Source organism: Arthrobacter rhizosphaerae (assembly GCF_023062595.1).
In the GTDB taxonomy this organism is placed as follows: Bacteria; Actinomycetota; Actinomycetes; order Actinomycetales; family Micrococcaceae; genus Arthrobacter; species Arthrobacter rhizosphaerae.
This window is the reverse complement of record NZ_JALLAN010000005.1, coordinates 98,856-122,338: the sequence shown is the minus strand read 5'-3', so window position 1 is coordinate 122,338 and position 23,483 is coordinate 98,856. Positions and strand designations below refer to the sequence as shown.

The 23,483-nt window shown below is 60.1% G+C and carries 18 protein-coding genes; 5 read left to right on the top strand and 13 right to left on the bottom strand.

Annotated elements, in window-relative coordinates; all coding sequences use genetic code 11:
• Positions 1–119 precede the first annotated feature (119 nt).
• Complete coding sequence (locus MU551_RS08715; protein WP_003804966.1) at positions 120–368, top strand: WhiB family transcriptional regulator; 249 nt, start codon at positions 120–122, stop codon at positions 366–368.
• Between the two features lie 135 nt (positions 369–503).
• Here the strand turns inward: MU551_RS08715 and MU551_RS08710 are convergent, their stop codons facing one another.
• From MU551_RS08710 to MU551_RS08695, 4 genes are read right to left on the bottom strand one after another with little or no spacing between them, the layout of a single operon-like run.
• Positions 504–1,973, bottom strand: a complete 1,470-nt coding sequence (locus tag MU551_RS08710) for a sensor histidine kinase (protein ID WP_247042598.1) — start codon at positions 1,971–1,973, stop codon at positions 504–506.
• Between the two features lie 34 nt (positions 1,974–2,007).
• Positions 2,008–6,855, bottom strand: coding sequence for an NAD-glutamate dehydrogenase (locus tag MU551_RS08705; RefSeq protein ID WP_247042596.1), 4,848 nt, complete (start codon positions 6,853–6,855; stop codon positions 2,008–2,010).
• A 58-nt stretch (positions 6,856–6,913) separates the two neighbouring features.
• The gene (locus tag MU551_RS08700) at positions 6,914–8,227 is read right to left on the bottom strand and encodes a CpaE/TadZ family protein (protein WP_247042594.1); all 1,314 of its coding nucleotides are present in this window, start codon (positions 8,225–8,227) and stop codon (positions 6,914–6,916) included.
• The gene (locus MU551_RS08695) at positions 8,224–8,868 is read right to left on the bottom strand and encodes a CpaB family protein (protein ID WP_247042592.1); all 645 of its coding nucleotides are present in this window, start codon (positions 8,866–8,868) and stop codon (positions 8,224–8,226) included. Before MU551_RS08695 ends, MU551_RS08700 begins: the two co-directional genes overlap by 4 nt.
• Before the next feature lie 160 nt (positions 8,869–9,028).
• Here MU551_RS08695 and MU551_RS08690 point away from each other — a divergent pair, with 160 nt between their 5' ends.
• Positions 9,029–9,244 carry a helix-turn-helix domain-containing protein gene (locus MU551_RS08690; protein ID WP_045729765.1) on the top strand — a complete coding sequence of 72 codons (216 nt, stop codon included), beginning with the start codon at positions 9,029–9,031 and terminating at the stop codon, positions 9,242–9,244.
• A gap of 86 nt (positions 9,245–9,330) precedes the next feature.
• On the opposite strand, the gene MU551_RS08685 is transcribed toward MU551_RS08690, so the two are convergent.
• Positions 9,331–9,903, bottom strand: a complete 573-nt coding sequence (locus MU551_RS08685) for a hypothetical protein (protein ID WP_247042590.1) — start codon at positions 9,901–9,903, stop codon at positions 9,331–9,333.
• 128 nt (positions 9,904–10,031) lie between these two features.
• On the opposite strand from MU551_RS08685, the gene MU551_RS08680 reads away from it, so the two are divergent.
• Positions 10,032–10,808 (top strand): LysM peptidoglycan-binding domain-containing protein, encoded by a 777-nt coding sequence (locus MU551_RS08680; protein ID WP_247042581.1) that lies wholly within the window; start codon positions 10,032–10,034, stop codon positions 10,806–10,808.
• A gap of 38 nt (positions 10,809–10,846) precedes the next feature.
• A complete protein-coding gene (locus MU551_RS08675; RefSeq protein WP_247042579.1) occupies positions 10,847–11,362 on the top strand; it encodes an Rv3235 family protein in 516 nt (171 codons plus the stop codon).
• Positions 11,363–11,399: 37 nt separating this feature from the next.
• Here the strand turns inward: MU551_RS08675 and secA are convergent, their stop codons facing one another.
• The 8 genes from secA to MU551_RS08635 form a co-directional block, all read right to left on the bottom strand.
• Positions 11,400–14,138, bottom strand: a complete 2,739-nt coding sequence (gene secA, locus MU551_RS08670; protein WP_247042574.1) for a preprotein translocase subunit SecA — start codon at positions 14,136–14,138, stop codon at positions 11,400–11,402.
• Between the two features lie 42 nt (positions 14,139–14,180).
• Complete coding sequence (locus MU551_RS08665; RefSeq protein ID WP_247042573.1) at positions 14,181–15,455, bottom strand: winged helix-turn-helix domain-containing protein; 1,275 nt, start codon at positions 15,453–15,455, stop codon at positions 14,181–14,183.
• A 47-nt stretch (positions 15,456–15,502) separates the two neighbouring features.
• On the bottom strand, positions 15,503–16,228 hold the full coding sequence (gene hpf, locus MU551_RS08660) for a ribosome hibernation-promoting factor, HPF/YfiA family (protein WP_247042572.1): 726 nt from the start codon (positions 16,226–16,228) through the stop codon (positions 15,503–15,505).
• Positions 16,229–16,371: 143 nt separating this feature from the next.
• Complete coding sequence (locus tag MU551_RS08655; protein ID WP_247042571.1) at positions 16,372–17,052, bottom strand: ComF family protein; 681 nt, start codon at positions 17,050–17,052, stop codon at positions 16,372–16,374.
• 378 nt (positions 17,053–17,430) lie between these two features.
• Positions 17,431–19,164, bottom strand: coding sequence for an LpqB family beta-propeller domain-containing protein (locus MU551_RS08650; RefSeq protein WP_247042567.1), 1,734 nt, complete (start codon positions 19,162–19,164; stop codon positions 17,431–17,433).
• The gene (gene mtrB, locus MU551_RS08645) at positions 19,154–21,004 is read right to left on the bottom strand and encodes an MtrAB system histidine kinase MtrB (protein ID WP_247042565.1); all 1,851 of its coding nucleotides are present in this window, start codon (positions 21,002–21,004) and stop codon (positions 19,154–19,156) included. The genes MU551_RS08650 and mtrB overlap by 11 nt, the downstream gene beginning before the upstream one ends.
• 109 nt (positions 21,005–21,113) lie before the next feature.
• On the bottom strand, positions 21,114–21,788 hold the full coding sequence (gene mtrA / locus MU551_RS08640) for an MtrAB system response regulator MtrA (protein ID WP_247042559.1): 675 nt from the start codon (positions 21,786–21,788) through the stop codon (positions 21,114–21,116).
• A gap of 320 nt (positions 21,789–22,108) precedes the next feature.
• Positions 22,109–22,336: a hypothetical protein gene (locus MU551_RS08635; protein ID WP_247042551.1), complete on the bottom strand. Its 228-nt coding sequence runs from the start codon at positions 22,334–22,336 to the stop codon at positions 22,109–22,111.
• A gap of 71 nt (positions 22,337–22,407) precedes the next feature.
• On the opposite strand from MU551_RS08635, the gene MU551_RS08630 reads away from it, so the two are divergent.
• Positions 22,408–23,481 (top strand): DUF7847 domain-containing protein, encoded by a 1,074-nt coding sequence (locus MU551_RS08630; protein ID WP_247042549.1) that lies wholly within the window; start codon positions 22,408–22,410, stop codon positions 23,479–23,481.
• The last annotated feature ends 2 nt before the right edge of the window (positions 23,482–23,483 follow it).

Below are 23,483 nucleotides of genomic sequence, written 5' to 3'. Positions count from 1 at the left end.
ACAGGCTTATTCGAGATGACCAAGGGGGCCCGATTGGGCCCCTTTCCTTTGTTGCCTTTAGTGAATATTTTCACAAAGCGCACTCAACGAGTTTCCCAGGAATGGAGTGACTGATCAGCATGGATTGGCGTAACCGCGCAGCGTGCCTCGATAAGGACCCGGAGCTGTTTTTCCCCGTAGGCAACACCGGCCCTGCCCTCCTGCAGATCGAGGAGGCCAAGAGTGTCTGCCGCCGGTGCCCCGTGGTGGACACCTGTCTCCAGTGGGCCTTGGAGTCGGGTCAGGACGCCGGTGTCTGGGGTGGGATGAGTGAAGATGAGCGCCGCGCGCTCAAACGACGTGCTGCGCGCGCTCGCCGGGCTTCCTAGCAGCACAAGCAAAATAAGAGAGGCCGCGGACGTCACCGTCCGCGGCCTCTCTCGTTAATCCCCTGCGACCCCGTTCATCCCCCGCAACCGGGGCCGGCACGCCACCATCGGCTGGCAGCATCAGGCAAAAGCGCCCTATCGCCGGATAAGGCTGAGCACAATCTGGACCGCAGTACCCCCACCATCACGTCGTTGCCATTGGATTGTGCCTCCCAACTCACTCATCACGAGGGTTCTGACTATCTGCAGGCCCAAGCCTTCGGTATGGGGCGTTTCCGGTAGACCCACACCGTCGTCCGCGACGGTTACGGTCAGCAATTCCTCACCGTCGTCCCCTTCTGAGCGATCGGCGAGCAACCATACGGTGCCCGTTCTCCCCTCCAGTCCATGTTCGACCGCGTTGGTGACAAGTTCGTTGATTACCAAGGCCAAGGGTGTCGCGAAGTCGCTCGGCAATTCACCAAACATGCCAGCGCGTTCGGTGCGTACCTGCTGGGAAGGCGAAGCCACTTCGGCCGAGAGCCGGAATTGGCGACCGATCAATTCGTCGAAGTCGACACTCTGCGTTAGGCCTTGGGACAACGTCTCGTGGACGAGGGCGATGGTGGCTACCCGGCGCATCGCCTGTTCAAGCCCCTGCTTAGCCTCGTCACTGACCATTCGACGGGATTGCATCCTGAGGAGGGCAGCAACAGTCTGCAGATTATTCTTGACCCGGTGATGGATCTCACGGATCGTCGCGTCCTTGGTGACAAGCTCCATTTCACGGCGGCGCAATTCGGACACGTCGCGGCACAGGACGAGGGCTCCGAACCTCTGCTGTTCGTCCCGCAGCGGGATGGCCCGGAGCGAAAGACTCACTCCGCGGGATTCAATCTCACTGCGCCAAGGCATGCGCCCCGTAACGACCAGGGGCAAGGTTTCATCCACCATCCGACGGTCCTTGAGCAAGCCCGCCGTTACCTCTGCGAGCGATCGCCCTTCCAAGGATTCGCCATCGCCCAGACGCCGGAAGGCGGACACCCCGTTCGGACTGGCGTACTGGACGATTCCGTCCGCATCCAGCCTGATGAGGCCGTCACCAACTCTGGGCGCGCCGCGACGGGAACCAGTGGGCGACGCGAAATCGGGCCAGAGACCCAAGGTACCCATCCTCAGCAGGTCGTAGGCACACTGGCGGTAGGTCAGTTCCAGCCTTGAGGGCATTCTGGAACTGGACAGATCCATGTGGGAGGTGACCACGGCGAGTGTTCGGCCATTGCGGACCATCGGGACGGCCTCGACACGGAGGGCCATGTCGCTGCTCCAGTTGGTCTCGCTGGAGCGCTCAATTGTCCGACTCTCCCACGCCTTATCCACCAGCGGCTGCAAATCCGACCGGATCCCCTCCCCCACGAAGTCGGCGTGAAACACCGTATGCGTGGTGGAGGGGCGTACATGCGCAAGCGCAATGTATCCGTGTTCGGGATGCGGAAACCACAATGCAAGGTCAGCGAAGGCCAAGTCGGCAACCATCTGCCAGTCGCCCACCAGGAGGTGCAGCCACTCGGCATCTCCCGGCCCAAAATCAGCATGCTCCCTGATAGGGTCCGTAAAGATTGCCACTGCACCTCCATTTTGCGACGCTCTGGCTGCTGCCCTAGCGTCGGACGATTGACCTCAAGAGCCTCAATGCTACCGACAGGGAGGCCATATCGTCGGCTTCAAGGGCATTGACCTCGTCGAACATGCTCTTTGCCCTCCCCAACTGCTCGGCGTTCAGTCCTTCCCACGTCTTCAGGCGGTCTTCAGCAGGAACACCACTGGCAGTGGATTCCAGCACAGCCGTCGTCATGTCTGAGACTGTTGAATAAAGATCGTCACGCAGGGCGGCGCGGGCAAGGGCCTGCCAACGGTCTTCCCTGGGCAGCTTCGTGATCCGCTCGAGCAGCGAATCGATGTGGAACCGGTTGAAAACCGTGTAGTAGACGTGTGCGATGCTCTCCACCGGCTCCGGATTGCCATGGGCGATTTTTGCAATGTCCAGCAATACAAAGCTCTCGAACAGTTCAGCCCACCTGTGAGACAGGTCTTCAGGAAGTCCCCATGCGCGGGCCTTTTCAAGCCATGCAGCCACCCGTGCGTGATCATCACCACGCAAATAATCGAGCAGGCGCGCGCGCATCGGATCCATAAGAGGCTTGAACTCCGCGACGGTGTCAGCAATCGGCCTGGTGGCGTTCCCCTGGGTCAATACCCAGCGGACAGCCCTGTCGAGCAACCTTCGGATATCCAGGTGGACAGCACTCCAGTGTTCCGTGGGGAACGATGCCGGAAGGGCGTTGAGCTCCGCCACCATATTGTCCAGTTCGTATACTTCCCTCAAGGCTACAAAGGCCTTTGCCACATTGACCTCGCTGGCGGAAGTCTCCTCCATCACCCGGAAGGCGAACGTGATTCCGCCCATGTTGATCATGTCATTGGCGATTACTGTCGCTATGATCTCCCGGCGCAGCGGGTGGCTGTCCAGCTCGGCGTCGAACCTTTCCCGCAACTGACGGGGGAAGTACTCCCGCAAGGTCCTGCGGAACCATGGATCGTCTGCGAGATCACTTTCCCGCAGAGCCGTAGCCAGTTCGATCTTGGCGTACGCCGAGAGCACCGAGAGCTCAGGAGAAGTAAGTCCCTGGCCCTGCTCCAGCCGCTCCCGGAGTGTTTGTGTCGTGGGAAGGGCTTCGAGCTTCCGCTTCAGGTAACCGGATTTCTCCATCCAGTCCATCAGCCGCTCGTAGCTAGGGCTCCACTCCGCTACGCGGATTCTGTCGTTGAGCAGCAGAATGTTCTGGTCAATGTTGTCCTCAAGAACCAGCCGGCCGACTTCCTCCGTCATGCTTGCCAGGAATTCGGCGCGCTCGCCGGAGGTGAGTTTGCCTGCCGCTACCATTCTGTCGACAAAGATCTTGATGTTGACCTCGTGGTCTGAGCAGTCTACTCCCGCCGAGTTATCGATCGCATCCGTGTTGAGGATGACCCCCTGCAAAGCAGCCTCAATACGGCCGCGCTGGGTCAACCCCAGATTGCCGCCTTCACCCACCACCTTGACACGCAACTCACGTCCGTCAACACGGATGGAGTCATTGGCTTTGTCGCCAACTTCAGCATTCGTCTCGGTGCTGGCCTTGACGTACGTTCCGATTCCGCCGTTGTACAGAAGGTCGGCCGGAGCCAGCAGGATCGCACGCAGCAGCTCCGGGGGGCTCATTTGGGTAATGCCCTCCGGAATGCCCAGTGCAACCCGCACTTGCTCCGAAACCGGGATGGATTTCAGCTGGCGGGGATAGACCCCGCCGCCTTCACTGATCAGCGATTTGTCGTAGTCCTCCCAGGATGAACGCGGCAGCGCGAACAGCCGTTGCCGTTCATCGAATGAAACAGATTCGTCAGGGTTCGGATCGAGGAAAATATGCCGGTGATCAAAGGCCGCCAGGAGTCGGATGTGCCGGGAAAGCAGCATCCCGTTGCCAAAGACATCCCCCGACATATCACCCACTCCGACGACGGTAAATGGCTCGGATTGTGTATCCAGGTCCAGTTCGCTGAAGTGACGCTTAACTGATTCCCAGGCGCCTCTCGCCGTAATTCCCATGGCCTTGTGGTCGTAGCCCACAGAACCACCGGAGGCGAAGGCATCCCCCAGCCAGAAGCCGTATTCGGCGGCAAGTCCGTTGGCAATGTCGGAGAAGGTCGCTGTGCCCTTATCCGCCGCGACCACCAAGTAGGAGTCATCACCGTCATGGCGCACTACCCCGGCGGGCGGCACCAATTCCTCGCCCGCAGGGGTGGCAACGAGATTGTCTGTGATGTCCAACAGGCCGCGGATGAATGTCTTGTAGCTCTCCACACCCTCAGTCATCCAGGCGGCCCGGTCTTCGGCCGGGTTGGGCAGTTGTTTGGCGTAGAAGCCACCCTTCGCTCCAGTGGGAACAATGACTGCGTTCTTGACCGTCTGTGCCTTGACGAGGCCGAGGATTTCAGTGCGGAAGTCCTCCCGGCGATCGGACCAGCGGAGACCGCCTCGTGCAACCTTCCCGAACCGGAGATGTACGCCCTCGACACGCGGGGAGTACACCCAGATTTCAAACATCGGCCGGGGAAACGGCAGACCCTCGATGCCGGCCGGATTGAGCTTGAAGCTCAGGTACGGCTTGTTCTGGAAGAAGTTGGTCCTCAGGGTCGACTCGATCAGGTTCTTAAAGGTCCGCAGCACCCGGTCCGCGTCCAGGGTGGCCACCTGCTCAATGGAGGCAGCCAGTTCCCCGCGCAGCTGTTCCTGTCTTGTCCCGCGCTCTTCCTCCGTCAATGAGGGGTCGAACCGGGCAGTAAACAGGGCACTCAACGCTCGTGTAACTTCGGGGTTCGCCAGGAGTGTGTCAGCCATGAATTCGAAGGAGTTGGTGTTACCCATTTGCCTCATGTATCTGGCGTACGAGCGAAGAACCACGATCTGGCGCCACGGCATGCCTTCCCGGAGGACGAGTCGGTCAAAGCTGTCAGATTCGGCTGAACCGGAAACGGCTGCGCCGAAGGATTCGGCAAGAAGCTCTCCTGTGGCCAGAGGATCCACCCGCTGAGGGTATTTGAGCCCGAGGTCGTAGAGGAAGAAGTCGCGTTTGTCGGCCGTCTCGATCTCGAACGGCCGTTCATCCAGCACTTCCAGGCCCAGGTTGTGGAAGTACGGAAGGATCTGGCTCAGGCTCTTCGGATCAAGCATGTAAAGCTTGACGCGTGCGTCCTCCTCCAGAGTCGCTCCGGCGCCATCAGGAAGGTAGACGTGGACGCCGGGACGTTCCGGCCCGCCAGTCTCTTTGGCTGCCGCGCTGTACTTCTCGAACCTTGCAATATCCTGCAGCGCGTCTTCGACCTCGTAGTCGACGCGGTAGGTCGCCGGGAAGGCCTCGGCCCAGAGTTCAGCGAGTTCCTTGCCCCCTCCATCCGGTGAGGAATCACGAAGCACTTCAGTGATTCCTTCGCTCCATGAGCGGGTTGCGCGTACAAGACGTTTTTCCAGTTCCTGGGAGTTGACGTTCGTGACATCGGCGTCCTTGGGCAAACGGATCCGGAAGAAAAGCCGGGCAAGCGCAGATTCCGTCATGCGGGCTTCATAGTCAATCGACTCGGCGTGGAATGTCTCGCGGAGCTCATCTTCGATACGGAGCCGGACGTTGGTGGTGTACCTGTCGCGCGGAAGGAATACGACCGCAGACATGAACCTGCCGTAGATGTCGGGCCTGAGGAAAAGACGGGTCCGGCGCCGTTCCTGCAGGCGCTGGATGCTGATTGCAGTCGCAGCGAGATCGGGAACCTCGATCTGGAACAGTTCGTCACGGGGGTAAGTTTCAAGGATCCCAAGGAGGTCCTTGCCAGAGTGCGAATCGGGTGGAAAACCTGCGATGCGAAGGACTGCCTCAACCTTCTCCCGCACGATTGGGATATCCCTGACTGACCCTGCATAGGCGCTGGTGGCGAAAAGGCCGATGAAGCGCTGCTCGCCATTGACGTTGCCGGCGGCATCGAAACTCTTGACGCCGATGTAGTCAAGGTACGCGGGGCGGTGCACGGTTGACCTGGAGTTGGCCTTAGTGATCACAAGGGCACGCTTCTCCCGGGCCTTTTTCCGGCCGGCATCCGTCAGGTGCTGGACCTGCCGGCTGTCGGAACTGGCGCGCAGAAGGCCAAGCCCGCTGTCTTCCCGAAGTTCAAGCACATCCTCGCCGTCCTCGTCGACGAGGTCGTATTCGCGGTAGCCCAGGAAGGTGAAGTTCCCCTCGTCCAACCAGCGCAGAAGATCCTGAGCCTGTCGGAGTTCGGTGATTTGGGCCGGATTGGCTACCTTGTCCAAATCGGCAGCTATCTGGAGTGCTTTGTTCCGCATCTTGGGCCAGTCTTCAACCGCGGCCCGGACGTTTCCAAGGATGCGCCTGAGCCCATCTTCCAGAAGAACCCGGCTCTCCTCCCCCAGCCTGTCAATCTCGACGGCAATCCAGGACTCCATGTGCGAGGCGTTGTCGCCTTCTGCAATGAGATGGGAAAGACTCGGCATAGTAGCCGTATCCCCGCTGGAGAGACCAACTGTCGAAGGAACTTTGTCTACCTTAACCAGCTCACCGGTAACCCGGTTGCGTGTGACGACGAACAGCGGATGGACCACCAAATGGATGGCGGACTTTTGACGGACAATTTCGGCATTCACAGAGTCCACCAGAAACGGCATGTCATCAGTCACGATGTAGACGACGCAGTTGTCACCCTCATCATGGATAGAGACGTTCACGTGGCCCGGCCGTCGGCTTTGCGCCACGGCCCGGTGCGTCTCCGCCCGGGTTGAGAGGACTTCTGGCTGGTAAGCCTTGAAATCCTCTTCTGCCAAGTGCTCGTAGTAGTCCCCCAGGTATCCTTCCAAGGCCGCGACGGTCAAGGATTGATCCTCCACACTGGATCCAGACGACATATATGAAACGCCTCCATCAGAAGTTCACGGCTGCACCTTTGCAGCCCTCAAGCCGAGCCTAATCCTTAACCCTTCCCCTTGCTGTGGAAGAAAATACAGACGAACGGCGTTTTCCCTGGACTCGTGCACAAACCAATTCAGCGATCGAGTGGCGAAGTGCCGATTCTGGAGCGGCCTCAAGCAGCAGGGCCCCCGAAAGGAGCGCTGCATCTCCGGCTCCCGCATCCGCTGGAAGAAAGGCTTCTATCCGCAGAGACGGACCGTATCTGTCCCAGGCTTCCCGTAGTTGGCGCTCCGGAGACCTGCCAACCACTGAGGCCCTCACCTTGTTCAGCACCACTTTCGGGGAGGCATTCGGCACTGCGTGCTCGAGGTCGGATAACGCGCGCACCAGCCGGGGCACTCCTACAGGGTCTGCGGCTCCAATCGCAAAGACAGTATCTGCCAACTCAAGGCTGCGCAGCGTGGCCGCGTTCCGCCTGGGCGCAACCGTGTCAAAGCTGAGTTCTTCGTCGGCCTCCAGACAGAACCCGGCATCAATGACGATGACGTCGGCAATCTCCCTGGACTTCTCAAGCACAATGGAGAGTGCAGCGGCGCGCAACTCTGTCCAGCGGTCGGCCCGCGTAATTCCGGTTAGTACACGAAATGTGCCACCCTTTGTGACTACCCGCGTGGCTATGCGAAGAAGGGCATCGCTATCGAGGATCCCTTGGTCAGCCAGTCGGCACGCCTGTGCGAGCCCGGCCGTTTCGTCAAGCAATCCCAGCATGGCCGCGACGCTGGCGCCATAGCTGTCTGCGTCGACCAGCAGCACGGACTTGCCCTCAGCCGCCAACTCTCCGGCGATGTTGATAGCGACAAGAGTCCGTCCAGGTGACCCCGCAGGACCCCAAACAGCTATGATCTGTCCTGTCCCCGACGCCGGAGGGACGTCGGCGCCCTCATCCATCCTGATTCGGTTGGAGGCGCCCGGATCAGATATCCCGCTGTCTTGCCTGAACTGGGTCACGGATCCCGTCCCGGACAACAGAGCTACTGCTTCCGAGATCTTTGCTGCCAGCACCGCGGGGTCCACATCCGGCGCCGCACTCAACACACCCATTCCGCGCAGCCTGGTGACCTCGAGCGGATCGTCGGCCAAGGCGACTATTGCCACCCCCACGGCCCTGAGTCGGTCAACCAACGAGGCCGCAAGCTCCTCGCTGCCTCCTGCCACAACGGCTGCCCTGGCCAGCCCGCCCTGACATGCTGCCAACAGCTCTGTCAGCTCTGAGCACCGCCTGACAACTGATACCGGACCATGTAGCCGCTCAAGACCACCGACCAGGTCTTCCTCTGCATCACCAACTGTTACGACCGGGATGCTCACTTGGCAACACCGCTTGGATTCCACACAACCGAGATCTTCGCCTTGTTTGCTTGTGAACCCAAGAGCTTCGGCATCTGGTCGTCTCTGACCAGCACCATCAGGACAGTAGATCGGGAGGATCCGAGAGCAGTTGATCCTGGCGTCACCTGCGCGATTTCAGCACCGGGCAGCAGCATTGCAGGCTCGCTGAAACCATTCCGGGTATCCGGCTGGGCCACCCATACATCAACCCTTGAGCCGGCCCGCGCCTGGTCAGGAAGTGGTTCATCGATGGTGATGGCTACAGGTTTGCGGTCCAGCTCATCCGGCTTCCCCAAGCTCTCCTTGGGCAAAAGCTGGTCCTTGCCGATCCTCTGGACAGCCACAAGCCCTTCGGGGAGTCCGGCTTCGCCAGTGATGTAGTGCTCCTCCAATTCTCCCAGACGTACTTTAGCCCTGGCAGTGTTGTCCGATGTCAGTCTCTCTCCGACGGCGATAGCCTCTCTCGCGACGTAGACGTCAGTCGTCCTGTCGGCAGCACCTACCAGTGAAACGACTCCGACCACAGATGCAAGCACCAGCAGCAATCCGACGAGCAGCCGGGGATCCTTCCACGACGGTTTCTTCAGACGTGCTCCAGCGGATGTTGTGCTCACGCTCATGTGTACCGCTTCCCCCTTTGGGCGCTACCGGATCGGTGGATCGTGCGCCAGACATCCCTCATTGTCATTGGAAAGAGGCGGATCTGAAAGTCACTGCATCAAACTGCATCAAACTGTGGATAACGCACGCTCTTCGCCACATCGATGGCAAAATAAGTACATGCCCAGATTCCTGACGCTCGCTGACGTTGCCGAACAGCTGCAAATCAATTCCCCGGCAGCCTACGCCCTTGTACGAAGCGGTGAACTCAAGGCTATCCAGGTGGGCGGCCGGGGTCAGTGGCGGGTCGAGGAAAAGATGCTGGAGCAGTACATAGAGGAGCGGTACGCCGAGGCAAGCCGCATGATCCAGGAGTCAAAGTCGAAGTCGGTCTGACTACTCGCTCCCTCGATTTCGGCAGGCTCAGTTCCGGCACACAGGCCAGGGACCTGGGTCTTAGTCTTCAGGTCACCACTCAACCCTCAGGCCATCGCGGGTTGGGTGGACCTGATGGCCCTTAAAACTGTGAAGGGAACGGCCGCCATCTCAATGACGTTTGCCGCACGCCTGGCTTCCCCTGGGCCGGTCACGGCGAAGTCCACGTAGTCCCGGCCCACGCGGTCTATAACCCCGTGAAGTGTTACTTCGCCTTGGGATCCGCCAGCCAACGTCAGCGCAAGATTGGACCGATCCCGTGAAAGTGCCCTGAGCGCACGTCCTAGATCTGGCCTCTGCCGTACTACGGACGGTTCCGTCAGAGCATGCCGGGCAAGGCCGCTGCAACGGCCAATAGCCGCGTAGGGAACAAGCACCTGATGCTGCTGTTCATTCAAAACGAGCAACTGGCTGCCTGCATGGCTCAGCAACCCGGCAAGAGTGGATCCGGACACCAGATGCACCATGACCCTGAGGTTAATTGACGCCCGGAGCCGGTCAGCCATGCCCACTCCTGCCGCGTCTATCCGGACGCGCTCAGCAATTTCGGATTCCTGCAGAAGCCGGTTCTCGGCAGCGAACTGGGCCTCCATGTCTTCGAACAGAGCATCCCAACGCATGCCGTCAGCGTAGGTGTCCCTGGTCAACTGGTCAATTCGCAAGGATCCAGAAGAAAAATGACTGGACAAAACAGCGCCTTCTACATCAGACTGATCCAACAGCACCAAATGACATCAAACTGCATCAAATGACATCTAACGAACGGCAGGGGCACTCATTGAAATCCACGGATCACAGGCCTCTGCGTGCGGATGCTGCCTGGGCACTTCTGATTTTGCTGCTGGGTGTATTCCTTGCAGCGACAGGGGATGCCATGACGGGCCGCTGGCAACATTCCGCTGCCCGGAACCAGTCGATGGGCTTTGACGACATGTTGGGGTTCAGTGCCAACATACTTGGCTTGGTCCTGGTTTCGTGGTGGGTACTTTCCGTACTGATCGCTTTTGTTGCAGCTGCTCTTGAGCATTCCGGGAGCCGTCGGGCCGCGGCCATCACGGGTAGTTTCACTCCCCTCTATATGCGCAGGCTGGCACTTGCCGCGATTGGCCTCCAGTTGGTCACTGCGCCTCTGGCAAATGCCGCAACATCCCCCGATTCAGGTTTGACGGCCAGCCAGGGGTCGTCAGTATCAGCTGTCTGGAAGGCTGCACCGCCAGACGGCAACCACAGTCAGCCGTTGGATCCCCGATGGCAGCCGCGCAAGCCAGTTGTGGATCCGGGCCCGCTCGCTGCCACTCCGCTTCGGGCGGTCCACCATGGGCAGGAAACCGGCACCGCGCCGGTAGCAGTTGTGGACGGCGATTCCCTCTGGACCATTGTTGCCAACTATCTTGGTCCGCTCGCCTCTGATGTAGACGTCGCCCGGGAGTGGCCGCGCTGGTATCAAGTCAATCGTGCCGTTATCGGCGAGAACCCTGACTTTCTTAGACCCGGGCAACTGCTCACGCCTCCCGGTGCGGCCTGACCGGCGCTGGCCAATCCACCATCAATTGAAGGAACACTATGAGTGCAGTAACGGTTGTTCGGAGCAAGCAGGAACCAGTAGCCAACAGCGACCCGGCTGTCCAGCGTCTCTCTTCAGTCATCAACCCAGCCGGTCAACAGGCTTCGTGGCCGAAGCCTGCCAAGGAAATCATCAACAGCCCGGTGAGCAGTCTAAAGGCGGCCACCGACCATCGCGAGGTCTGCGCCATTGCCCGAGGAACCGTCCAGGCCGCCATTGAGGTGCTTGCCGGCACCCGTCCTGTCCACCAGCTGGCCCGGCGCCTGGACCAGCAGTGCCTGGCGGCCCTTCAACACCGGGCCGCCCTCATCCGGCTCAACAGGCAGAACATCTCCCCGTCCGCCACCGGTGTCTACCGAAATCCTGCAGTGCGCTCCGTACGCGCCTCAGAAGTGACGTGCGATATATACGAGGCCAGCGCCGTTGTCGTGGATGAGACGCGGGCACGCGCGGTGGCATTGCGGCTGGAACGGAACAATAAGGTTTGGCGGATCACCGTTTTGGAGATCGGCTGATTTCCCTGATTGTCAGGTCAGCGACCTGACTGTCAGGTCAGCGACGCTTCTTCTTGGTGCTCCGTCTTCCGATATCCTGAGCGGCAGCCTTCGCGGGGTTACCTGACCGGCCGGTTGACTTGCTCTCCACACGGGTCTGGCTGGATCCGTCCTCGCTCGGCGCCGTGTACTGCAGTTGGGCCGGTTTCTCGGGAGCTTGCAGGCCTGCAGCCTTTATCTGCGGTGTGTGATGTTCTGTATGCTCCCCGTCGGCATCCGCGACGACCACATCTTCGGCTGGCGTTACTTCGACCTCAAGGTTGAACAGGAATCCGATGCTTTCTTCCCGGATGGCTTCCATCATGGCCTGGAACATGATGAACCCTTCGCGCTGGTACTCAACGAGCGGATCGCGCTGGGCCATCGCCCGGAGGCCAATGCCCTCCTTCAGATAGTCCATCTCGTAGAGGTGTTCCTGCCATTTGCGCCCAATCACCGAAAGGACAACCCTGCGCTCGAGTTCCCGCATGCTCTCGGAACCAATGGATTCTTCCCGTGCCTGGTACACCAGTCGGGCATCGGAAAGAATTTCCTCCCGAAGGAATTCTGCTGTGATTCGTGACTTCCCACCGGCTTCATCGATGATGTCGTGAGGAGTGACGCTGACGGGATAAAGCGTCTTCAGGTTGGTCCACAACTGGTTGAAATCCCAGTCGTCACCGTTCCCTTCGGCGGTAGCTTCATCGATGAAGGAGTTGATGGTGTCTTCGAGGAAGTACTGCACCTTTTCGTGGAGGTCGTCACCCTCCAGGATCCGACGCCGATCGCCATAGATCGCTTCACGCTGGCGGTTGAGGACGTCGTCGTACTTGAGCACGTTCTTGCGCTGCTCCGCATTGCGGCCCTCCACCTGCCCCTGGGCAGAGGCGATGGCACGGGAGACGAGCTTGGATTCGAGGGCAACGTCGTCAGGGACAGAACTGTTCATCAGGCGCTCTGCGGCACCGGAGTTGAAGAGTCGCATGAGGTCGTCCGTGAGGGAAAGGTAGAACCGCGATTCGCCGGGGTCTCCCTGACGCCCGGAACGGCCGCGCAACTGATTATCGATCCGTCGCGATTCATGGCGCTCTGTGCCCAGCACATAGAGGCCCCCGAGGTTCAAAACCTCTTCGTGCTCGTCCTTGACTGCCTGCTGGGCAGCTTCAAAGGCAGCTGGCCATGCAGATTCGTACTCCTCTGAGTTTTCTTCGGGGTCCAGTCCCCTCTTCGCCAGTTCGGCCACTGCCGTGAATTCGGCGTTGCCGCCGAGCATGATGTCGGTACCGCGACCGGCCATGTTGGTGGCCACGGTGACGGCCCCCTTGCGTCCGGCCTGCGCAACAATGGCGGCTTCACGGGCGTGGTTCTTGGCGTTCAGAACCTCATGCCGGATGCCCTCCTTGGCCAGGAGACGCGAAAGGTACTCGCTCTTTTCGACGCTGGTGGTGCCGACCAGGATCGGCTGCCCCTTTTCGTGGCGATCGGCTATGTCCTTGACGACGGCGTCGAACTTCACCGTCTCGTTCTTGTACACGAGGTCGGACTGGTCGATCCGCTGCATGTCCCTGTTGGTCGGAATGGCAACAACGCCGAGCTTGTAGGTGCCCATGAATTCTGCGGCTTCGGTTTCGGCCGTGCCCGTCATGCCGGAGAGCTTGCTGTACATACGGAAGTAGTTCTGCAGCGTCACCGTGGCCAAGGTCTGGTTCTCGGCCTTGATTTCGACGCCTTCCTTGGCTTCGATGGCCTGGTGCATGCCTTCGTTGTAGCGGCGTCCGGCCAGGATGCGGCCGGTGTGTTCGTCAACGATCAGGACTTCGCCGTCGAGGATGACGTAGTCCTTGTCCCGCTTGAAAAGTTCTTTGGCCTTGATGGCATTGTTCAGGAAGCCGATCAAGGGCGTGTTGGCTGACTCGTAGAGGTTCTGGATACCGAGATAGTCTTCGACCTTTTCGATGCCAGCCTCAAGAACACCGACGGTGCGCTTCTTCTCGTCTACCTCATAGTCCCGTTCGGGCTGGAGGCGCGTCACTACTTTGGCGAACTCGCTGTACCAGCGGTTCGTGTCGCCCTGTGCCGGCCCCGAAATGATAAGCGGGGTACGGGCCTCGTCAATGAGGATGGAGTCGACCTCGTCGACGATGGCGAAGTTGTGTCCGCGCTGGACCAGTTCCGACTGGTCCCACGCCATGTTGTCGCGCAGGTAGTCGAAGCCGAATTCATTATTGGTGCCGTAGGTGATGTCAGCGGCGTACTGCTCGCGGCGTACGGAGGGATCCTGGTTCGAAAGGATGCATCCGCTGCTCAAGCCCAGGAAGCGGTATACGCGGCCCATCAGGTCAGACTGGTATTCGGCCAGGTAGTCGTTGACCGTGACGACGTGGACGCCATTGCCGGTCAAAGCATTCAGGTAGGCCGGAGCTGTGGCCACGAGGGTCTTGCCTTCACCGGTTTTCATTTCGGCGATGTTGCCCAGGTGCAGGGCAGCCCCGCCCATGAGCTGCACATCGAAGTGGCGTAGGCCCAGCGTCCGGGACGAGGCTTCGCGTACGGCGGCGAAGGCTTCGGGGAGAAGCTCATCCAGCTTCTGCCCGTCCTGGTGACGCTCCCTGAGACGATCGGTTTCTTCCCGCAGTTCAGCATCCGTGAAGGTTTTGAATGAGTCTTCCAGGGCATTAATGGAATCGGCATAGTTCCGCAGTTGCCTCAGGGTTTTTTTGTCACCCGTACGGAGAAGTTTTTCGATAAGTGATGCCACGTGAAGTTGCTCCCAGTCTCAAGCTGCCGAATTCTGGCGTGTTCAGTCTACGTGAGAGACACTGGCCACGCTGTTAGTGTTCCCTGAGAGCTGATACCCAATCCGGGGCCGCGCCATTTCATCTGCCAAAGCAGGTCCCAGATCCCCAACAGGGAAGACGACCACCTCCTCCAGTTCGAGCCACTCCGCCATGAGCCTCAGCTCGTCGGCAAGTTCGGCAGCAGTGTCATCAGGCGCATTCGGCTCTGCATAAGCTGCTCTCGCCAGCAGTCTTCCTGTTGTGCGGTCCGCCTTCAGGTCAACACGTGCCACGATTCCGTCGCGAAGCAGGAACGGCAGGACGTAGTACCCGAACCTCCTCTTGGCCTCGGGAGTATAGATTTCGATCCTGTAGTGGAACCCGAACAAGGCCTCCAGCCGTTGGCGCTCAAACACAAGCGAATCGAAGGGGCTCAGGAGCGCCCGGCCCGTAACGGCACGTGGAAGCTTGGCCTCGGCATGCCTGTACACGGGCTTATCCCAGCCTTCCACGCTGACAGGTTGCAGACGACCCTGCTCGACAAGACGCTCCACTGAGATGGCTCCGGCACGCAATGGTGTCCGGAAGTAGTCCGCGAAACAGCGTACAGTTCCGATGCCGTGAGCCCTTGCAGCAGCTTCAATGAGCCTGTCCATTGCGGTATCGGGGTCACGATCAGCCGACGGTTCAAGGGATGCTGCCGGCAGGATCTTTGAGGTCAGTGTGTAGCGGCGTTCAAATTGTTCTGTCCGGGACGCAGCCGAGACCACTCCTTCCTCAAACAGGTGCTCGAGTACCCTCTTGACGGCGTTCCAGTTCCACCCCCAGTTGTCCTGGCGACGGTCCTCCACATGGCCGATCCGGGCAGTGAGTTCCCCAGCTGTCAGGGGTTTACCCTTCGAAAGCACTGCCAGCACCTGGTTCGCCACATCCTCACGGAGCAAGGGGTCCATGCCTCCGGCGCCTACCCATTTCCGGTTTTGCCAGAGTACGAGGTCGTGGAAATGATCAGGCAGGATCAAGCAGGCCTCGTGCGCCCAGTACTCCATCATCCGTCGAGGATGGGTTCCGGCCATATGCTGCAGTATTTTCCGGTCATAGTTTCCGAGTCGGGAGAAAAACGGCAGGAAGTGACTGCGGGCCAGCACGTTGACCGAGTCAATCTGCACTAGATGCAGCCGGGCAAAGGTACGGCCCACGGCCCGTGATGTCACGGGGCCGGTGGGCCGTCCTTTGTCCAATTGCTGAGCTGCAAGTGCAATCCGCCTGGCCTGGATCAGGCTCAGCGATGCACTCACATCAGTCCTTTCTTTGGAGGCTTCCTGCAGCCTGGGTTACCGCTGCCTTACGCGTTCGCTGCCTGATCATCAGAGCGGTACGCGATGATCTTGTCTTCGAGCAGGTTTTCGCCCGGTTCGCAGAACTGATCCAGGGTGATGACGCCATAAGTCCAGCCGCGACGCCGGTAAACCACTGAAGGGGCGTTGGTCGCCTTATCGACGAAGAGATAAAAGTCATGGCCGACCAGCTCCATATTGTCGACAGCGTCGTCGAGACTCAGGGAGGCCGCAGGGAAGACCTTGCGCCTGATCAGCACCGGCGAATCACCGGCCGGAATGTCGTTGTCGACGTCGTACGGTGACTTTTCGACCGTAGGCGTGACAGGGGGCTTGCGGTCGCTGGTCTCCGCATAGAGCGGACCGCTGGGGCTTGCGGGTTCCAGTGCTGCAGTAGCTTCCCGGACAGCCTTGGGCGTGTGCCGTCCGTGGTGGACCTTCTTCCGGTCCTTTGCCCTCCGTAACCGTTCAAGGAGTTTGTTGTAAGCCAAGTCGAATGCAGCGAATTTGTCCGCGGCGCTGGCTTCGGCGCGGATCACGGGACCTCGTCCCAAAACTGTGACTTCAACTGTGAGCTGATCGCCGGTCTGCCGCGTGCCGGTCTCTTTCGAGACCTTTGCGTCTACCCTCTGGACCTTGTCCCCCAACGACTCAATCTTTGAAATCTTCTCGCCGGCATATTCGCGGAAGCGGTCTGAAACCGTCAAATTCCGTCCGCTGATCATGAACTCCATGGTGCCCTCCAAATGACTTCGGTGACACGACGGCGGCACTTCCGGGGGCCGATCTGATTGACAGTCGAGCCCCCTTTCGAGCCGCTATCGACAGGTACAACTGATCTTGGTACCCACAACCGACGTTAGTTCATAGCTACCCGTTATTCATCTTTTCGCCGTTTATTTTTTTCTAAGTCCTTGTGGCTATCGCTGACCTGAGGGGCCTCAGAAACCACGCCGCCGGCATCGGGCGCTCGTGTCGCGGAAAGGACCACTGCGCCCACTACGATACCCCCCGCGGCATGCAGTGCCCGGGCTGCTTCGGCCAGTGTTGCACCAGTGGTGAGGACGTCGTCGACAATGATGCAGGGCTGCCCCCGGATCAGCCGACGGCGGGGGGTCCGGGACATCATGGAGCCTCTCACCCGCCGCGCCCGCTGCCCCCGGCCCAGGCCTTTTTGCCCGCTGTGATTTGCCATTCCGGCTGCTCCACGGATTCCCCCCGGCGTCGTGCTTCCTCTGTTGATTCTGCTTGATTTTCTCAGGGCATCGACGACGACGAAGCCCCCCAACTCCCCATGCAGCCACAGGTTGCGCAGCAGGAGGTGGACGGGACTGAAGCCGCGCTTCCTATATGCCGATGCGCTGCTCGGGACAGGGACCAGCCTCACGTTGGCGCCATTTCCCAAGCTCGCACGGATGGCCCGGCCGAGGCCTTTGGCGAGAGCGTTCTCCAGTTGATACTGGCCATGTCTTTTGAAGGACAGGACGGCCTGGGCCATCTCCTCCCGATAAACCGCCGCTGCCACTACCGGCAAAATGACCGAGCCATCCACATCCATCAGCGCCGGAGCTTGGCCTTCAGCCCTGAATGGGGTGCGGGTAAGCCGAAGGATTTGCCGCCCGCATACCGCACAGAGGGAGCTGTCTTCAGCACCACAACAGACACAGTCAATTGGCGATATGAGAGCCAGCAGTTCTGCGAAAGAAGCAGCCAGCGCCTCCCCCCACCTCCAGAACCGGTTGGAGTAACTACCCCGATGCTTTGCGGCCGTCATCACTGAGGACGCCAGATCCGGGTCGGCGCAAACCGTAGGCGACTTCATCGTCCCAGTGTTCTTCCCAGAGGGATCGGATGACAGGGAGAACTGCTCCTGTGTGGAAAACCCTCTTCAGAGCCGGGTCAGCTACCCTCCGCGACATGTCCAGCACGGTTGACGTCAGCCTGGGAAGGAGGGGTCCACCGGTCCTTTCAGCTGTGGCGACCAGCCGTTTCCGAGTCGTTGGAAAATGCCTTCCGGAGACTGGCCAAAGATCTCATCGGCTCCGTTCCCTGCGCTGATGGCGGTCAGTCCCGGCCACGGTGCAAGCTGCTGCGGGGGCGAGGACGTCAACGACAGCAGCTCGGGCGCCACAGCGTCATTCGCATTCACTGCGGTCTTCATGACTGCCACCGTGGTCTCGTTCACCCAGACTCCTTGGTCCGCTTCCTTTGAGTTGACCAAGGTGATCGGTGCGGTCAGGTCACGGGGAGTCCCGTCTGCATTGCGGACGATGCCCGTAATCTGCACGCGTGTTTTCCCGTTCTGCTCCGAGATTACGAGGGCACGGACGCCTTCACGGGACAGCCTGAACTCCTTCACATTCCTGCCTGCAAGCCAGGATGGCGCCAGGGTAACGGTCGGAACCGCACCACCTTCGGCAACATTCACGGGCCGGAATGCCACCACCTCGCTGGAGCCGTTGGCACCGGGGCCGGCGGTCCACACCCAGTCGCTCCGCCCGAAGGATGGATGGGTGAGGGTGCTGCGTGTGGTCAGTGCCCTGGCAGGTTGTCCTGGAAGGATGGAATACAGCGTGGTTCTGCCCCCGTTGAGGAACGCTGCCGTCTGGGATACCGGCGACTCTGCAGGTGACCGTGGCCCCAGCCCACTGACAGACTGCATATCAGGCAGCGGCGAGACCCTGTTGTTTTCATAGCGGACGAGCTCATTGCCGTTGACGGCGATCTGGCGGGCAGGAACATTCACGTCACGAATCGGCGGAAGAACGGACCCGTTGTCTTCGACCCGCACCAGATCCTGATCCGCCCGCAGTTCCACATTGATGACATCTGGTTGGCCGCGGAAGGTCAACGCCAACTGCGTCTGCATCCGCAACCTGTCCTCGGGCGAAGACTCCCTCAGTTCCTTGGCCGTCAGATCCACCTGCGCAGCACCGGAAACGACAGGTACAGACTCACGTGCGAGCCGCATACCGGAAGGAAATGCACTCACCACCGCACCCCGGAGGTACGGTGCCGGGCCGGCCAAGAGCGCACTGGTCATGGCCTTAACCGTCTTCTTTTTGATGAACCAACGCATGTCCGGAACCGCGTAAGTGAAGCTGTGATCATAGAAGTAGATGGGGTAGGCGCCATAGATGATTCTGAAATTCTCTTCCGGGATAGCCGTACCGTCCGGTATCGCCGAAACCCGCCATTCGCCGTCGACCTGTGTCAATGTAGCTGGAATATTTTCCTTGGTCCCTTCGGGAAGGGGCGTGGCCACGCCGTCGGCGTCTACTGTGTAGGACAGGTCAAGCTCATAGTTGTAGACATTCTCAACGGCTGTTTTCACCACTCGGGCCGACCTGAAAACGAGAGTCTTCTGGTCGGGTTTCCAGGAGACGGCCGATGCCTGTGTGAGGAACTGGCGGGCCACCGCGTAGTCGGACTCGTAGCCGCTGCCGGCACTGAAGAAGCCCTCAAGGATGGATTCCGGGCTGGCGCCCTCAAGAGGTCCCGCTGGAAAAAACACCGGTGCGTCCGGATTGCCCGCGCTTTCGTCTGTGCTTTTTCCTACTGGCCCGGACCGGGGAATTTGCGCGCAGGCGGTGACGAAGAGCAACAGCAGGACCGTCAGCGACGCCACAATGGGACGGATGGCACGCCACCCGGGATTCTCAGTACTCACGAGAATCCTCCCGGCTGTTTTCTTTACCGACGGCGTTTCCCCGTACGGGGGCCTCCACAGCGGCTGTGGGACCCGCCGGGGCAGCAGAGTTGAGGATCAGTGTGGAGCGTTCACCGGCACGCCCGGAAAGTTCGACGTCGGCCGGCTCCAGTTGGAGAGGCGACTTTACAATGGCTTCGCCCTGCCGGAGGGGGAGCGTCAACCTGAAGTTGGATCCTGACCCCTTGTTGCCCCAGGCCTGAAGCCAGCCGTCATGCAGCTTTGTGTCCTCAGCTGCGATTGACAGCCCCAGTCCGCTGCCACCGGTGGTGCGCGCCCGGGCCGGGTCCGCACGCCAAAATCTATCGAAGACCCGGGCGGCCTCTGTTGGACTCATTCCAATTCCATGGTCCCGCACCGCGATTGCGACGGCAGACTCATTCGCCGCTACGGAGATGTGGATGGGTTTGCCCTCACCATGTTCGAGCGCATTGAGGACAAGGTTACGAAGTATGCGGTCGATCCGGCGAGCGTCCATCTCCGCAACGATGCTTTTTTCCCGGCAAATGACCACTATTTCAGAGCCGTATTCTGCGGCCACGGGAGCCACCCCGTCCAGCACATGGGTTACCAGCGGCAAGATATCAGTTGGCTCGGCATCAAGCCTGGCCACTCCGGCATCGAAGCGCGAGATCTCCAGCAGGTCCGCCAACAGTGACTGGAATCTTTCCACCTGGTTGTAAAGAAGCTCAGCGGATCTCTTATTAATGGGATCGAAGTCGTGGCGGGCGTCGTACAGGACTTCAGCAGCCATCCGGACTGTTGTCAGGGGTGTACGGAGTTCGTGCGACACGTCTGATACGAATCTCTGCTGCATCTGGGAAAGCGTCGCCAGCTGGGTGATCTGTTCCTGAAGGCTGGCTGCCATGTGATTGAAGGAAGCTCCCAGGCGCGCGACTTCGTCCTCGCCTTTGACCACCATCCGCTCCTGCAGTTGGCCGGCGGCCAGCTTTTCGGATACGAGGGCTGCATGACTGACCGGGCTCACCACATTCCGCGTGACATACCAGGCGATGGCACCAATCATCAGAACCAGGACTGCCCCGCCTGCCCACAGTACGTTTTGGATCTCATCGAGAGTCTTCTGTGCCGAGTTAAGGTCGTAGATCAGGTACAGCTCGTACGCCGTACCGTTGAATGTCACCAGGTTTCCGACCGCAATACCTGGCCGGTCCTCGGTACCGACCGGAAACTCCATCGACGCCCAGAACTGCTCCTTTCCGGACTCCTGCACCGCCCTTCGAAGTTCCGGAGGAATGACGTTTATGGTCAGCTGGTCCGATGCCCGCGATTCCACCCACCGGTTTCGGGGCTTGGTCTGCTCCGGCTTTGCTTCAAAGACGTAGCGCCTCTGAATCACGTTGCCACGGCCTTCGACGGCATTCAGTGTGTCGTAGACGAGTGTGATGACACTGGACTGATTGGTTACCTGCGCGCCGTCGAACGTTTCCTGGACCTGCTTCACGTTGTACAGGGTCTCGGACTCTGCCTGGGTCAGCCGTTCCTGGAACAGGTTGTTCGCGATTTGATTCGACAAATAGGCACCCACAACGGCAAAAGAGCTGATCGAAAGCAACAGCGTGGTAAGGACCGTTCGCAGTTGCAGGGAACGACGCCATCGCCGGCGCAGCGAGCGAAGCAGGAACCGGAACGCGGGCAAGGCCCGGCTTAGCGTGGTTCGAACGAGCCGGAGAATACGCAGCACGACGATTTGTGCCCGCCGCCCCCAGAGCCTGGCACGGAAAGACAGCCCGGCCACATTGGCCAACGCATCCGTATGTTCAGGGGCATGCTCAGGCACCGGCGATCTTTCGGTCTCCGGATGCAAAATTGGTTTGGTGGCGCTTGGCTCGGCAGCTTCAGCCGGTGGCGGCTGGGGGTCCGTTTCGCCGGAGCGTCCCTTGCGAGGCTCAGGAACCTGCTTTATAGCCGACACCACGGACCGTCAATACTACTTCGGGGGCTTCAGGGTCACGCTCAATCTTTGACCTCAACCGCTGGACATGGACGTTGACCAGTCGTGTGTCGGCTGCATGGCGGTAGCCCCACACCTGTTCCAGAAGGAGTTCACGGGTAAAGACCTGCCAGGGTTTGCGGGCAAGGGCCACCAGCAAGTCGAACTCCAATGGAGTCAACGAGATCCGTTCGCTGCCTCGGCTCACCAGATGGCCTGCAACGTCGATGGTGATGTCCGCGATGCGCAAGGTTTCGGGCGCCTTCTGGTCGCCCGGCCGCAGCCGGGCCCGCACGCGGGCCACGAGTTCAGCGGGTTTGAAGGGCTTAGGCACATAGTCATCGGCCCCTGACTCCAGTCCACGGACCACGTCAGAGGTGTCGGATTTAGCCGTTAGCATCACAATCGGAACGTCGGACTCACCCCGGATCTGACGGCATACCTCTATTCCATCGACTCCGGGGAGCATGAGATCGAGCAGCACGAGGTCCGGCTTGGAGGAGCGGAAAATTTCCAGAGCCTGACCGCCGTCGGCACAAAATACCGGCTCGAAGCCGTCATTGCGCAACACAATGCCAATCATCTCGGCCAACGCCTCGTCATCGTCCACTACCAGAATGCGTGCCTTCATAGTTACATATTCCCTTATTGTATTGGCTTTGTCCTGTTGGGTGGCTGGGACGGCATGGCGCGGGTGCCTCGGCTGTCTGCTCCGGTCCCTTTCGTACACCGGGACACCGCGGCTAATTTGGACCCGCAGGCTTGGCCGTGGTGCTATGACGCTGCCCGCTGGAACTATAGGCTGGGGACAGGCCGGGTCTGGCCGGATGACCTTGACCTGGAACCGGAACCGGGACCTTGGATGGCGCGGTGCCTGGGGACGCGGCCGCTTGGGGAGGAACAGCTTGTCAGAAGAGGAACGGAACGCTTCGGCGCCGAGGGAGCAGCATCCTACGGGAAATAAGCCTGCGTGGGGATCCCAGCCTCAATGGGGTCCGCCGGCATGGCAACAAGGTCAACAACCCTGGGCGCCACCACAAGGGCCCGCACCACAGGGCCAACAGCCGTGGCCCGCGCCACAGGGGCAACAGCCGTGGCAGCAAGGCCCACAGTCCGCACAACAGTGGCCTGGACAACCTTGGCCCTCACAACAGGGGCCTGGACAACCTTGGCCCTCACAACAGGGGCAGCATCCCTGGCAAGGACAACCAGGACCGTATGGTTCCCCGGCGGGGTCCTATGGGAGGCCGATGTACATTGCTCCGCCGAAGCCCGGAGTGGTGCCCCTGCGGCCCCTGATGTTCGGGGAAATCATGGATGGTTCCTTCCAGACGGTGCGCCGCAACCCGCAGGCAATGTTCGGCGCTGCCCTGCTGGGACAATCCCTCACCATCATCGCCGCCGCTTTTGTGGGCTTTTTCGGTTTCGGTTCGCTTGGGGAAGAATCCATGCCTTCCTGGATGTCGGGACAGAACCAATCCGAAATCGTCGGCATGTTTATAGGCATAGCAGCCGGCGGTCTGCTGCTGGTCCTCTTGAGCGTGTTCCTTAGCGCTGTGCTTCAGGGTGTCATGGTGATCCCGGTAGCGCGGGCACTGCTCAACAGGCGCACCACCTTTCGTCAGATGTGGCAGTTGGCCAAGGGACGCGTCGGGGCCTTGATCGGGCTGGCCGCACTCCTCCTCGTCGGATACCTGGGAGCAATTGCTCTCCTCGTGATCCTCGCCATTGTCTTGGCGGAGACGATGGGGGGTGTATCGGCGGCGATTTCCGTTCCCCTTTTTATTGGACTGATCGTTGCAATGGTCTGGGTTTACATCCGTTTTATGGTCGCCCCCGCCGCCATTGTGATTGAGGAACTCGGTGTCTTGGGTGGTCTAGGCCGTTCCTGGACGCTGACACGCAACAACTGGTGGCGGATCCTGGGCATCTCGCTGGTGATTTCCATTCTCATCAGCATCATCAGTCAGATAGTTACGATGCCGTTGGGTCTCATTTCTGGTGGCACCGGTTTTCTCACGCCTCATGCAGGCGCAGAAGAAGCGGCTGCGGCCGGCGTGGGTATCCTCATTGCTTCGACCATCGTTTCCGCCTTGGTTGGGGCGGTGGGATATGCCTTCCAGACATCAGTCATGGCTTTGCTGTACCTGGATCTTCGGATGCGCAAAGACGGACTGGACCTGGTGCTGATCCGTTCGCTCGAATCGGGCGAGGACCCTGACGGCGTGCCCGGACGAGGAGCAGCGGTCTATTCTGCGGGCCGGTCCGGCTACCCAGGCACCGGACCCCAATCCGCGGGCGGCTCTCCCCCGATGTACGGATGATC